Source organism: Pseudomonas cichorii, assembly GCF_015471405.1.
Classification (GTDB): domain Bacteria; phylum Pseudomonadota; class Gammaproteobacteria; order Pseudomonadales; family Pseudomonadaceae; genus Aquipseudomonas; species Aquipseudomonas serbiensis.
Genome location: NZ_BLVZ01000014.1, coordinates 62,250 through 75,316, shown reverse-complemented (window position 1 = coordinate 75,316; position 13,067 = coordinate 62,250). Strand labels below are relative to the sequence as shown.

Genomic DNA, 13,067 nt, shown 5'->3' with positions numbered 1-13,067 from the left:
ATAAGTGGGGTGCGACCGCTGTTGCGCTATGGCGAAGGTCTGCGCGGATGAAATGGATCGCTTACTTCATAACGAAAGGCAGTTCCGATCCCCGGTTCCGGGAATTGGCCGGACGGTCATGTCACTGGTCGGCCATCAAGGTGTCTCGACTGAACGCTCGTCGCAGGGCACTCGTCCATAACTCTGTGTCAGGTGTCTTGCTCATCGCCACGACATCACTTGCTCTGGAGAGAACCTCATGATTGCAACCCCGGCTGCATACCCCATCGCAGAGCATTTGGCCGAAGGCCATGAAGCAGTTGCCAGCATACGTCCCTTGCTTGTTTGCCTTTCACATTTGCGTTGGGGGTTCGTCTATCAGCGCCCGCAACACCTGATGACGCGCATGGCTCGGCGCTACGATGTGCTTTTCTTCGAGGAGCCGCTGGCGGCCGAAGGTGAGCAGGCTTATCTGCAACTGTCCCTTCAGAGCAGCGGGGTCACGGTGGCAACGCCGCACCTGCCGGTCGGGCTGGATGCCGCACAGACCGAACAGAAACTTCGCGAGTTGCTGGATGACTACCTGCTGCGCAATCCTCGCGAGGTGCTGTTGCGCTGGTATTTCACGCCCATGAGCCTGGGGTTCAGCGAGCACCTGCCGGCCCGAGGGACTGTTTATGACTGCATGGATGAACTCTCGGCATTCAAGGGCGCGCCGCCGCAGTTGCTTGAGCGCGAGCGGCGTCTGTTGGCCTTGGCGGATGTGGTTTTCACGGGCGGTGTCAGCCTGTGGGAAGCCAAGCGTGCCCAGCATGGTAATGTCCATGCGATGCCCAGCAGTGTTGATATCGAACATTTCGCCAGCGCCCGGCAGGCTTTGCCCGAGCCAGTCGATCAGGCGGTTATTGCCCATCCGCGACTGGGTTTTTTTGGTGTGGTCGACGAGCGTCTTGATCTTGCGTTGCTCGAAGGTCTGGCCAGGCAGCGCCCCGACTGGCAACTGGTGATTCTGGGGCCTGTCGTCAAGATCGACGAGGCCAGCCTGCCGAGGCTGCCCAACATCCATTACCTGGGCGGCAAGGCTTACAGTGAATTGCCCGCTTACCTGAGCGGATGGGATGTGGCCCTGATGCCCTTTGCCCGCAATGAAGCCACACGCTTCATCAGCCCGACCAAGACGCCTGAGTATCTCGCGGGTGGTTGCCCTGTAGTCAGTACGCCGATCCGCGATGTAGTGCGCACCTATGGCGCTTGCCCGGTGGTGCATATTGCCGAGGATGTGCCCGGTTTCGTCGCTGCCGTCGAAGCTGCACTGATCCAGCGCCAGGACCGTGAGGCATTGTTTCGTCTGGCGGATCAGGCCCTGAACGGCATGAGCTGGGACACAACCTGGAACGCCATGATGGAGCACATTGCATGCCTGGCCTGACACTCGAACAGGCCCGGGAGCGTGCCGGGCAATTACAGGAGGGCGGCGCACCCTTCTACGACTATCTCATCGTCGGCGCCGGTTTTGCGGGTAGCGTGCTGGCCGAGCGTCTGGCTTGCGGGTTGCGCCTGAAGGTCTTGTTGATCGACCGTCGCGGGCACATCGGCGGTAATGCCTACGATCATCTGGACGAGGCCGGGATTCTGGTGCATCGCTATGGGCCGCATATCTTCCATACCAATGCCCAGCGGATCGTCGACTACCTGTCGCGCTTCACCGAATGGCGGTCTTATGAGCATCGGGTGTTGGCTCAGGTGCGTGGGCAACAGGTGCCGATACCGATAAACCTGACCACGCTCAATCGGCTCTATGATCTGGAGCTGGACGAGGCAGGTGCCGAGGCGTTTCTTGCCGAGCGCGCCGAAGCTGTCGAGCCGATACGTAGCGCCGAGGACGTGGTGGTCGGTCAGGTCGGGCGCGAGCTGTATGAGCTGTTCTTTCGTGGTTATACCCGCAAGCAGTGGGGGCTCGATCCGGCGCAGCTCGATCGTTCGGTCACGGCCCGTGTGCCAGCGCGGACCAACACCGATGACCGTTATTTCACTGACAGCTTTCAGATGATGCCTCAGCAGGGTTACACCGCCATGTTCGAGCGAATGCTGGATCATCCGGGTATCGACATTCTGCTGGATGTGGATTTCGCCGAGGTCGACCGGCTACTGCCCCGTGGCCATCTGGTTTATTGCGGGCCGGTGGACGAGTACTTCAGCTATTCGCTTGGGCGTCTGCCTTATCGTTCCCTGCGTTTCGAGCACCGGACCCTGGCGCAGGAACACTTTCAAGACGTGGCCGTGGTCAACTATCCCGACGAGAACGTGCCCCATACCCGCATCACCGAGTACAAGCACCTGACCGGTCAGGAGCATGCGCAAACCAGTGTGACCTACGAATACCCCTGTGCTGAAGGTGATCCCTATTACCCGGTCCCGGCTCCAGAGAATGCCGAGTTGTATCAGCGCTACAAGGTGCTGGCCGAGTCCACCGAAGGCGTGACCTTCCTCGGGCGCTTAGGGACTTACAAGTACTACAACATGGATCAAGTGGTGGGGCAGGCGTTGGCGCTTTACCAACGTATTGCCCAGACCCGCGGCGCAACTGCCGAGGGCGCGTCCCATGAGTGGGCTTGAGCCATTCGCCAGTTTTCTCATGGGAGGTTTTGAATGCACCAGCAGCCGTAGAGGCGACGGGCGACGTCTGGACCTGATCGCCTCAACCGGGCATGACCGCTGGGCCGAGCAGGATTACAGCAGCCTTGCCGGGCACGGAATGCGCACTGTGCGCGACGGGGTGCGTTGGCACCTGATCGAGCCGCGCCCCGGCCATTATGACTTCAGCAGTCTGGATCCGCTGTTGCTGGCCGCCACGAGGGCTGGCACCCAGGTGATCTGGGATCTGGGGCACTACGGATATCCAGACGATCTGGATATCTGGCGACCGGTCTTCGTCGAACGTTTTGCCCGGATGGCCCAGGCAGTCGCCAGGCGGGTGAGCGAGTCCAGCGATGCCGTGCCGTTTTATTGTCCGATCAACGAGCCGTCTTTCTGGGCATGGGGCGGTGGCGAGGTGGGCTATTTCTATCCGCTGGGGCATCGGCGCGGCACCGAACTCAAACACCAGTTGGTGCGCGCCAGCATTGCAGCCATGACAGCCATTCGCGAGGTCGATTCACGGGCGCGTTTCATCCATGCCGACCCGCTGATTCATGTGCGCGCCATGCGTCAGCGGTCGGCTGATATCGAAGCGGCCGAGGTCTACCGCATGGCTCAGTACGAAAGCTGGGACCTGATCAGCGGCCGAAGCTGGCCGGGCCTGGGCGGTCAGGAGGATTTTCTGGATATCCTCGGTGTGAACTTCTATCCACATAACCAGTGGTACCTCGATGGACCGACGATCCGTCCTGGTGATCCGCACTTTCGGCCATTGGCTGGCATGCTGATGGAAGTCCATGTCCGCTATGGTCGCCCGCTGGTGATCAGTGAAACCGGGACCGAAGGTATCGGGCGTGAATCGTGGCTGGATTACGTCGGCGAGCAGGCAATTCTTGCGCTGAGCAAAGGTGTCGACTTGCGCGGCCTGTGCCTGTACCCGGTTCTCGACTATCCCGGCTGGGATGACGACCGTCACTGCGACAGCGGTCTGCTTGGCTATGCCGATGCCAGTGGATTTCGTCCCGAAGACCCTCCGACCCGTGCTGCTCTGGCCCGGTTTGCGTTGCGGCTGGCCGAGGCCCAAGTGCGTATTGCCAAGAGGCCGCCAGCATGAACATCGCGCAAAGTGTGCCGCCCAACCCCAATCCCGGACGCTTTCTGTGGGGCTACGCCAGGCGTCGGCCATGGGCTTATGGCGGTATGGTCACGCTGGTGATTGCCGCCGCCAGTTGTGCGGTGGTCGTGCAGTACGGCATGAAGCTGCTGGTCGACAGTATGGGAGAAGAGGGAAATCGTTCCGGGGTCTGGTTCGCCTTCGGGTTGTTCATTTTTCTGATTGCTATCGAAAATCTGTTCTGGCGTCTGGGCGGCTGGCTGGGCTGTCGCACGGTGGTTGCCAGTTGCGCGGACATGCGGGTGGACCTGTTCAGCCATCTGACCGGACACCCGATGCGCTACTTTGCCGAGCACTACGCCGGAGCCCTGGGCAGCCGCATTTCGGCTACCGGCGCGGCGGCGGGGCAGATCTACAGTGCGCTGTTGTGGAAAATCATTCCGCCCTGCGTCGACTTTCTAGGGGCTGTGGTGCTGCTGGCCATGGTGCGTATCCAGATGGCTCTGGCACTGGTGGCTTTCGTGGTGCTGGTGGCGGCGATCATTACCTTCTTCGGTATTCGCGGGCGCAGTCGTCATCAGCTTTATGCGGCGCAGGCTGCCAGTGTGGGCGGTGAGCTTGTGGATCTGGTCAACAATGTCTGGACGATCAAGGCCTTCACGGCGCGGGAGCGGGAGCGCCTGCGTCTGGATGCGAAAATCCGCACGGAGGCGCGGGCTCAGAGTCGCAGCTGGATGTACGTGGAAAAGGCCCGGGTACTGCATGACCTGTGTCTGGCGAGCATGGCGGGAACCATGCTCGCCTGGTCCATTCTGCTCTGGACTCGCGGTGCAGTGAGCATTGGCGATGTGGTGATGGTCAGTGCTCTGACGTTTCGTATCCTGCATGGCTCACGCGATCTGGCGCTGGCCCTGGTCGAGACCAGCCAGCATCTGGGCGCTGTCGGCGACACATTGGCAGTGATCGCCAAACCCTATGACCTCAGCGACTCCGAGCTGGACTGGGCTGTGCCATCCGGCACCATCGAGTTGCAGGATGTCGGGTACGCCTATCCCGGTGCTCGCAAGGTGCTGTGTGGATTGAGCCTGCGCATCGAGCCCGGGCAGCGGGTTGGCATCGTCGGCCCGTCCGGCGCAGGCAAGACCACTCTGCTGGGGCTGTTGCAACGCCTGGATGACGTCAGTACGGGGAGCATTCGCATCGATGGCCGCGACCTTCGGCAGATCAGCCAGGACAGCCTGCGCCGACAGATAGCCGTAGTGCCTCAGGAGCCAACCCTGTTCAACCGCAGCATCTACGAAAACATTGCCTACGGCCGACCCGAGGCCTCCCGCGAGGAAGTGATCGCCGCCGCTCGCAGTGCTTATTGTCACGAGTTCATCGACCAGTTGCTCCAAGGCTATGAAACCCTGGTGGGCGAGCGGGGCGTGATGCTTTCCGGTGGTCAGCGCCAGCGCCTGGGCATTGCACGGGCCTTCCTCAAGAACGCTCCGATCCTGTTGCTCGACGAAGCCACTGCTGCTCTGGATTCAAGCTCCGAAGCCATCATCCAGTCGGCGCTCGGCAGCCTGATGCGCGGTCGAACGGTACTGGCCATCGCCCATCGGCTCACCACCCTCAGTGCGTTTGACAGGGTGCTGGTGATGCAACAAGGCTGCATCGTCGAAGACGGCCCGCCCGGGCGGCTGCGTAGCGCGGGCGGACTGTTCCAGACATTCTGGCAGGCTCAGGAAATGGGCCGCCAGGATTGATGGGGCTCAAGGTGAAATCGGATCGCTGGCTGGGAAGGTTTCCTCGATGGCATGATCGATCTTCTCCTCGCTCGGCTCCTCTGGCTCGTTCTGAGTGGGGTCGTTGTCCAGATCGCCTTCGGTTCCGGATTGATCTGGCGTGCTTGGGGTGTTGGGCAGGGACGTGTTCATCGGTTCACCTCGGGTTGGGTTCTACCTGAGTTGAGGAAGGTGCCGGGAGGAATGTTCAGTAGGATTGAAGCGGGGCGGACGGACGGGGCCGACTTCATCGGTGTCGCTGATAGTGACTATCAGAAACCAGAGATTTTATTCCCTGTAATAAATATGGAAAATGCGCGCATTGGACATACGGCTCGATGAGCCGTTTTTTTATTTCAGGATCTTCACATGCGCCTTTTGACTGTTCCGGCCATTGCCGTCGTTTTTGCGTTGTTGAATGGCTGCGCTTCTGCACCGAATCAACCGACGCTTGTCTTGCAAACCAGTAAGGCTCCCGATGAATACGTGCAGTGTGTAATGCCCAAACTGCAAGAACATTCATTGAACCCGGTGTTGTCGCAATCTCAGCGGCACTACAGGATTGTCGTCTCCAGCCCGGTCGCGGCTGACAACGTTATTGAGGCCTACAAGGCTCCGGCAGGCGGAAAAGTGTTTTTGTATGAGCGCCAACTATTGGCATCGACGCTCGTCACCTCCCGATTCGAGCGGGCGGCGCAGGAGTGTTTGTAAGTAGCCGGTAGTATATTGAGCGATTTCCAGTTGCTCGTTGGAGCCGATCATTTTGAATGTGCTTTTTATCTGCGGTAAAAACCGACTGCGCAGCCCGACCGCCGAGCATGTATTTGCACAGTGGCCGGGCGTGGAAACCGCGTCGGCGGGTGTTGGCAGGGATGCTGATATCCCAATGGATACCGAGTCTCTGGAATGGGCTGATGTAGTGTTTGTCATGGAGCCTGCGCACCGCAGAAAACTGGCAGCCCGATTCCGCAAGGTATTGGCTGACAAACGCATCGTATGCCTGGATATTCCTGACGATTTTGAATACATGAGCCCGGATCTGATCACGATACTGCGGACACGTGTCGAGCCATATCTACCTGCCGTTAATCCAGGTTAGCCGAGATAAGAAGCGCCAGCATTCCACATAAACCCCATTTAATTCATGATGTTGCGTTTTTTGATGAGAGCGGCGGCATGAAGGTATGACTCGATGTTCGAGCTGACAAGTTATCTGGGGCTTTTTGCCGTGGCGTTTGGCGCTGCCACGCTGTTACCGCTGCAATCCGAAGCCGTGCTGGTCGGCATGCTGCTTTCGGAGCGCTATACGACGATTCTGCTCTTGCTGGTTGCCACGTCAGGCAATGTTCTGGGCTCAGCCGTGAACTGGTATCTGGGCCGCTCTATCGAGCGCTTTCGGCATCGGCGCTGGTTTCCGGTCAGCGAGCGCCATCTGGACAAGGCCCAGCACACTTACAAGCGCTACGGACGCTGGGCGCTGTTGTTCAGTTGGGTGCCGATCATCGGCGACCCCATCACCATGATCGCGGGCGTCATGCGCGAGCCGTTCTGGAGTTTTCTGCTTATCGTCACGCTTGCCAAAGGGCTGCGTTATCTGGTGCTGACAGCGATTACTCTCGGGTGGATGGCCTAAAGGGCCAGAACTGATGATCTGCATGGCGAGCCAGATCATCATGGCGGCTCAACCCTCAACAGCATCTGGAATCCTGGCAATCACCTTGATCTCGAAATCAAAGCCATAAAGCCAGGTGACGCCCACTGCCGTCAGTGTCGGGTACGGTGCCTGGCCCCAGAACTCAGGGAACACCGTCCAGATTTTCTCGAACTTCGATTCGGGGTCGACCATGAAGACGGTGACATCGACTACGTCATCGAAGGTGCAACCCGCCTCCTTAAGGATGGCATTCAGATTGCTGAAGGCTGTCCTGACCTGTATCACCAGATCCTGCTCTGGCGAGCCATCCTCCTTGCTGCCGACCTGACCGGAAACGAACAGAAAGCCATTGGAACGGATCGCGGGCGAATAGCGATTGCGCTCGTAAAGTTCGAGGCGTCCGGCGGGGAAAACTGCATCACGCTTTGTCATGGTTGATCTCCATCGAGGCAGGTCAAGGCGACCCGTCATTAACGATGGGAGAACTCTAAGAGCTTGTATCCGGGCGATAAACGAGCAACTGTAGCCAGCACTGTTTGTAAAATCCAAACAATCCAGCCGTTATCCGGAGTAGAAATGGACCGTTTCGATGCGATGCAGGCTTTTGCGCGGGTGGTAGAGGCGGGGAGTTTTACCAAAGCAGCCGAAACCCTGCACATGAGCAAGACCACTGTGACGCAACTGGTGCAGCAACTGGAGGCCCGCTTGCGGATCAAGTTGCTCAACCGAACGACGCGCAAGGTCAATGTCACGGCTGATGGCGCGGCTTATTACGAGCGCGTTGTCAGGCTGCTGGCTGACCTGGACGATGCCGAGACCAGCCTGTCCAGCGCTTCGGCCTTGCCCAGAGGGCGGCTGCGGGTGGATGTGCCCAGCCCGTTTGCCAGCACGATTCTGATGCCAGCCCTGCCTGAGTTTCATGCGCGATACCCGGATATCCAGATCGATATGGGCGTCAGCGACCGTATCGTGGATGTGATCGGCGAGAATGTGGATTGCGTGGTTCGCGGTGGCGAGTTGACTGACCAGTCCCTGATGGCCCGGCGTGTGGGTGATCTCAGGCTTGGGGTGTATGCGGCACCGAGTTACCTGGAAAGGGTCGGCACACCTGCGCATCCGCGAGAGCTGGAAGATTCCCACCACCGCATCGTCGGTTTCCTGTGGGCGCGTACCGGCAAGGCCTTGCCTTATGCCATGCACCGCGAGGGTGAAAGCCTTCACGTCCACGGGCGTTACGTGCTGGCGGTGGACGATGGCAATGCCTACCTCGCCGCAGGCCTGGCTGGTATGGGTGTTCTGTGGGTGCCGGATTACATGGCCAAAAACCATCTGGAGCGGGGTGATCTGGTGCCGCTGTTCAAGGATTGGCGCATGGATTCGATGCCGATGTACGTGGCATTTCCGCCCAACCGGCATATCAGCCTCAAGCTTCGGGTATTTATCGATTGGGTTGCTGAACTGATGACGCAACATGCGCCGGTCATTGACCGGCGCGGAGTCTGAATCAGGCCGTCACTGGCTGCGATCCCTGACGGCTGCGAGCCATCTGGAAACAACCTCCATTTCCTCATCGCTGAATGCCTGGGTCAGTTTTTCATTCAGCGGTGCCAGTTCCGATGTGGCCTGCAAGGTCGCTGTCCGGCCTGCATCCGTCAGCCACAAACGAAAGCTGCGCTTGTCATGTTCATCGACGCGGCGCTCGATCAGCCCTGACCTGACCATCCGGTCGGCCAGCCCGGTCATGGCGGAAGGCGCGATATCCAGCGCCAGCGCGACTTCGCCGCTGAGGGCGCCATCCTGCCCATTGAGTACAAAGAGTGCGCCAGCCTGAGTGGCGCTGATGCCGGCGCGATTCGAGATATGCCGCTCGATGTATCGGGACAGGCTTTTTTGAGCAGCATTCAATAAATAGACGTAGCGACGGTCATGCGCCATTTGGATTACCCGGTAACTGAGCTTCCAGCCATCTTGCCACTACGGGCCATAGGGTGTCGGCATGTTGTTGGCGGAAAAAGCCCAGGTGCCCGATGGTCGAACCGTGACTGTCCGCCGGAGCAAACTGACGTCGCTCTACAGCACAGCCGGTCAGATGCTCTGTCATCAGGTCGATGGCTTCGGCGGGTGCCCATGGATCGTCATCGACGCCTATGGCCAGCACCGGCAGTGTGGGCCTGGCAAAACGGGCAGTGGCATTGACTGTTGGGTCGTCAAAAAAGTACTGGCGAAGGCTTGTCCAGCGTGACCACTCGCGCATGACATCGGCTGGCAGGTCTTCACCAATTCCCAGCCTGCGCCCCGGAAAATAGCCCAGGAATTTGGCGCTGAGCGGGCCAAGGACTTTGAGCAGAATCGCCACTTTCAAGCGTTCCTGCCAGGGACTTATGAATCGCAGACAGCCCGCATGGGCGCATAGAGTCACTGCCGCGCTGAGCTTGTTGCTGCTCTCGCATAACCCGATGGCATGCCCGCCGAAGCTATGGCCTATCGCAAGGTGAGCAACCCCCTTGTACTGCCCGGACACCCAGTGGGTGACGGCTTCGACATCGTTGTCAGCCCACGAAACAAAACCCGCCTGAACGGTTTTCGGATGAGGACCTTTCCTGCTGACACCCCGATAGTTGTAGGTGATGACGGTAAAGCCATTGGCGACCAGATACTGGGCGAACGGCAAGTACATGCGCTCGGTGACGCCCGTCGCCGGGTTTATCTGAACCACTGCTTTCACAGGTCCTGCGCCGGTATGGGTCGTGACCTCGACGCTGTGACCATTGGTGCAGGTGATCGAATGGGTTGTCGTTCGCATGGGAGTTATTTCGCATGTGAAGTAAATTATTTAACATACGAAATAAATAGCGGCAAGCATTTTCCACGACGATTGGAGAGTTTGGAAAAACGCACAGCCAATAAAAAACCCCATCACAAGGATGGGGTTCTTTTAACGCTGTGTTTCGTGCTTACGCTTGAACGACCGGGATATTGGCGTTCGCAGCGGCTTCGCGGAACTCGGCGATCTGATCGAAGCTCAGGTAGCGGTATACGTCCGCTGCCATGGTGTCGATCTGGTTCGCGTAGCTCATGTACTCCTCGACGGTCGGCAGGCGACCCAGGATCGAAGCGACTGACGCCAGCTCGGCCGAAGCCAGGTAGACGTTTGCGCCGTCACCCAGACGGTTCGGGAAGTTACGGGTCGAAGTCGAAACCACGGTGGAGTTCGGTTCAACGCGAGCCTGGTTACCCATGCACAGCGAGCAGCCTGGCATTTCCATGCGCGCGCCAGCCTTGCCGTAGATGCCGTAGTAGCCTTCTTCGGTCAACTGGTGAGCGTCCATCTTGGTCGGAGGCGACAGCCACAGGCGAGTCGGCAACTGGCCTTTGACCTGATCCAGCAACTTGCCCGCAGCGCGGAAGTGGCCGATGTTGGTCATGCAGGAACCGATGAACACTTCGTCGATCTTCTCGCCCTGTACCGAAGACAGCAGGCGTGCGTCGTCCGGGTCGTTCGGCGCGCAGAGCACAGGCTCCTTGACGTCGGCCAGGTCGATTTCGATGATTTCGGCGTATTCGGCGTCCTTGTCGGCTTCCAGCAGTTGCGGGTCGGCAATCCAGGCTTCCATCGCCTTGGCGCGGCGTTCCAGAGTGCGTGGATCACCGTAGCCTTGCTCGATCATCCAGCGCAGCAGGGTGATGTTGGAGTTCAGGTACTCGATGATCGGCTCTTTTGCCAGCTTGATGGTGCAACCGGCAGCCGAACGTTCGGCCGAAGCGTCGGACAGCTCGAAAGCCTGTTCGATGCTGAGGTTTTCCAGACCTTCGATTTCCAGGATACGGCCAGAGAAGGCGTTCTTCTTGCCTTTCTTCTCTACGGTCAGCAGGCCAGCCTGGATCGCGTAGTAAGGAATGGCGTGAACCAGGTCGCGCAGGGTGATGCCAGGTTGCAGCTTGCCCTTGAAGCGGACCAGGATCGACTCAGGCATGTCCAGCGGCATGACGCCGGTGGCTGCGGCGAAGGCAACCAGACCGGAACCGGCCGGGAAGGAGATACCGATCGGGAAGCGGGTGTGGGAGTCGCCACCGGTGCCGACGGTGTCCGGCAGCAGCATGCGGTTCAGCCAGCTATGGATGATGCCGTCGCCTGGACGCAGGGAAACACCGCCACGGGTCATGATGAAATCAGGCAGCGTGTGGTGAGTCTTGACGTCGATCGGCTTTGGATAAGCTGCGGTGTGGCAGAAGGACTGCATGACCAGATCGGTGGAGAAGCCCAGGCAAGCCAGGTCTTTCAGCTCGTCGCGGGTCATCGGGCCAGTGGTGTCCTGGGAACCGACGGTAGTCATCTTCGGTTCGCAGTAGGTGCCCGGACGGATACCTTCCACGCCGCATGCCTTGCCGACCATTTTCTGCGCCAGGGTGAAACCCTTGGTGCTGGCAGCCGGCTGATCCGGAGTCTTGAACAGATCCGATGGTGGCAGACCCAGCTCGGCGCGTGCCTTGCCGGTCAGACCACGACCGATGATCAGGGGAATACGGCCACCGGCACGCACTTCGTCGAGCAGGACCGGAGTCTTCATCTCGAAGGTGGTCAGGACTTCGTCGCTGTTGTGCTTGGTGACTTTGCCTTCATGCGGGTACAGGTCGATCACGTCGCCCATGTGCATGTTGGAAACGTCGAATTCGATTGGCAGTGCGCCAGCATCTTCCATGGTGTTGTAGAAGATCGGGGCGATCTTGCTGCCGAAGCAGAAACCACCGGCACGCTTGTTCGGGACATAAGGAACGTCGTCGCCGAAGAACCACAGAACCGAGTTGGTTGCCGATTTACGCGAGGAACCGGTACCGACCACGTCACCGACGTAGGCGATAGGGAAACCCTGGCCGCGCATTTCTTCGATCTGCTTCATCGGACCGATGGAGCCTTGCACGTCAGGAACGATGCCTTCACGGGCCATTTTCAGCATGGCCAGGGCGTGCAGCGGGATATCCGGACGGGACCAGGCATCAGGTGCCGGGGACAGGTCGTCGGTGTTGGTTTCGCCGGTGACCTTGAAGACGCGCAGGCTGATCTTGTCAGCCAGTACAGGGCGCTTCTTGAACCACTCGCCGTCAGCCCAGGATTGCAGGACTGCCTGAGCGTGCGCATTGCCGCTCTTGGCTTTTTCAGCAACGTCGTGGAAGGCGTCGAACATCAGCAGCGTGTGCTTGAGCTGTTCGGCAGCGACCGGTGCCAGCTCTGCATCGTCGAGCAGGGCAACCAGAGTAACGATGTTGTAGCCACCTTGCATGGTGCCCAACAGTTCGGTAGCGCGTTTTTTGTCGATCAGCGGGGAAGTGGCTTCGCCCTTGGCCAGAGCAGACAGGAAGCCGGCCTTGACGTAGGCCGCTTCGTCCACGCCCGGTGGAATGCGATTGGTGATCAGATCGACAAGAAAGTCTTCTTCGCCAGCGGGGGGATTCTTCAGCAACTCAATAAGGGCTGCGGTTTGTTCGGCGTTAAGCGGCTGGGGCACGATACCCTGGGCGGCACGCTCTTCGATGTGTTTGCGGTAGGCTTCAAGCACAGTATTACCCTCATCAGTGGTCCCAAATGGGTGTCCGGGACGCTCATCCAGAAATTGTCCGCACCCACGCAAGGCTTTCGAGCCTTGTTGGCAGGGTATCGGCAATTCCTTACGAAGCTGTTTTCAAAGTTTTACGCCTGCAGGACGGGGGGAGTGTAGGTCGACATGGCCATTCGTGATGAGGGAACGGCCTGCCGACACCGGACTGCGGGATTAACTTGACTGTGCTCGTGACGCTTTGAAAACAGCTTCTAACGGACATTGGCGCCATCTAAGGCCCGATGATTCTACGGCAAAACTTCGTTAAAGGTAAGTTAGACCCTACATCTTCGGGGGTGACCCTTGTTAGACAAAGGGCT

At 59.1% G+C, this 13,067-nt stretch carries 13 protein-coding genes; 8 read left to right on the top strand and 5 right to left on the bottom strand.

Features of this window, described 5'->3' with window-relative positions; genetic code table 11:
* Positions 1-238: 238 nt before the first annotated feature.
* The 4 genes from JL015_RS21160 to JL015_RS21145 are packed head-to-tail and all read left to right on the top strand — an operon-like array spanning position 239 to position 5,481.
* Positions 239-1,408, top strand: coding sequence for a glycosyltransferase family 1 protein (locus JL015_RS21160; protein ID WP_201019813.1), 1,170 nt, complete (start codon positions 239-241; stop codon positions 1,406-1,408).
* Positions 1,396-2,595: a UDP-galactopyranose mutase gene (gene glf, locus JL015_RS21155; RefSeq protein ID WP_201019812.1), complete on the top strand. Its 1,200-nt coding sequence runs from the start codon at positions 1,396-1,398 to the stop codon at positions 2,593-2,595. Before JL015_RS21160 ends, glf begins: the two co-directional genes overlap by 13 nt.
* On the top strand, positions 2,582-3,730 hold the full coding sequence (locus JL015_RS21150) for a beta-galactosidase (protein ID WP_201019811.1): 1,149 nt from the start codon (positions 2,582-2,584) through the stop codon (positions 3,728-3,730). Before glf ends, JL015_RS21150 begins: the two co-directional genes overlap by 14 nt.
* Positions 3,727-5,481 carry an ABC transporter ATP-binding protein gene (locus JL015_RS21145; RefSeq protein WP_201019810.1) on the top strand — a complete coding sequence of 585 codons (1,755 nt, stop codon included), beginning with the start codon at positions 3,727-3,729 and terminating at the stop codon, positions 5,479-5,481. Before JL015_RS21150 ends, JL015_RS21145 begins: the two co-directional genes overlap by 4 nt.
* Before the next feature lie 6 nt (positions 5,482-5,487).
* On the opposite strand, the gene JL015_RS21140 is transcribed toward JL015_RS21145, so the two are convergent.
* The gene (locus JL015_RS21140) at positions 5,488-5,652 is read right to left on the bottom strand and encodes a hypothetical protein (protein ID WP_201019890.1); all 165 of its coding nucleotides are present in this window, start codon (positions 5,650-5,652) and stop codon (positions 5,488-5,490) included.
* Between the two features lie 216 nt (positions 5,653-5,868).
* Between JL015_RS21140 and JL015_RS21135 the strand changes: the two genes are divergently transcribed.
* From JL015_RS21135 to JL015_RS21125, 3 genes are all read left to right on the top strand, one after another.
* Positions 5,869-6,210: a hypothetical protein gene (locus JL015_RS21135; RefSeq protein ID WP_201019809.1), complete on the top strand. Its 342-nt coding sequence runs from the start codon at positions 5,869-5,871 to the stop codon at positions 6,208-6,210.
* A gap of 49 nt (positions 6,211-6,259) precedes the next feature.
* Positions 6,260-6,598, top strand: coding sequence for a low molecular weight protein tyrosine phosphatase family protein (locus tag JL015_RS21130; protein ID WP_201019886.1), 339 nt, complete (start codon positions 6,260-6,262; stop codon positions 6,596-6,598).
* Between the two features lie 93 nt (positions 6,599-6,691).
* Positions 6,692-7,132, top strand: coding sequence for a YqaA family protein (locus JL015_RS21125; protein ID WP_201019808.1), 441 nt, complete (start codon positions 6,692-6,694; stop codon positions 7,130-7,132).
* Positions 7,133-7,180: 48 nt separating this feature from the next.
* On the opposite strand, the gene JL015_RS21120 is transcribed toward JL015_RS21125, so the two are convergent.
* Positions 7,181-7,585 (bottom strand): RidA family protein, encoded by a 405-nt coding sequence (locus tag JL015_RS21120; RefSeq protein ID WP_201019807.1) that lies wholly within the window; start codon positions 7,583-7,585, stop codon positions 7,181-7,183.
* 144 nt (positions 7,586-7,729) lie between these two features.
* Here JL015_RS21120 and JL015_RS21115 point away from each other — a divergent pair, with 144 nt between their 5' ends.
* Positions 7,730-8,656, top strand: a complete 927-nt coding sequence (locus JL015_RS21115) for a LysR family transcriptional regulator (protein ID WP_201019806.1) — start codon at positions 7,730-7,732, stop codon at positions 8,654-8,656.
* Positions 8,657-8,665: 9 nt separating this feature from the next.
* Here JL015_RS21115 and JL015_RS21110 read toward each other — a convergent pair whose 3' ends face one another.
* From JL015_RS21110 to acnB, 3 genes are all read right to left on the bottom strand, one after another.
* A complete protein-coding gene (locus JL015_RS21110) occupies positions 8,666-9,088 on the bottom strand; it encodes a MarR family winged helix-turn-helix transcriptional regulator (protein ID WP_201019805.1) in 423 nt (140 codons plus the stop codon).
* Entirely contained in the window at positions 9,078-9,956 is an 879-nt protein-coding gene (locus tag JL015_RS21105; protein ID WP_201019804.1) for an alpha/beta hydrolase family protein, read from the bottom strand. Before JL015_RS21105 ends, JL015_RS21110 begins: the two co-directional genes overlap by 11 nt.
* Positions 9,957-10,107: 151 nt before the next feature.
* Positions 10,108-12,708 carry a bifunctional aconitate hydratase 2/2-methylisocitrate dehydratase gene (gene acnB / locus JL015_RS21100; protein ID WP_201004364.1) on the bottom strand — a complete coding sequence of 867 codons (2,601 nt, stop codon included), beginning with the start codon at positions 12,706-12,708 and terminating at the stop codon, positions 10,108-10,110.
* Positions 12,709-13,067: the final 359 nt, after the last annotated feature.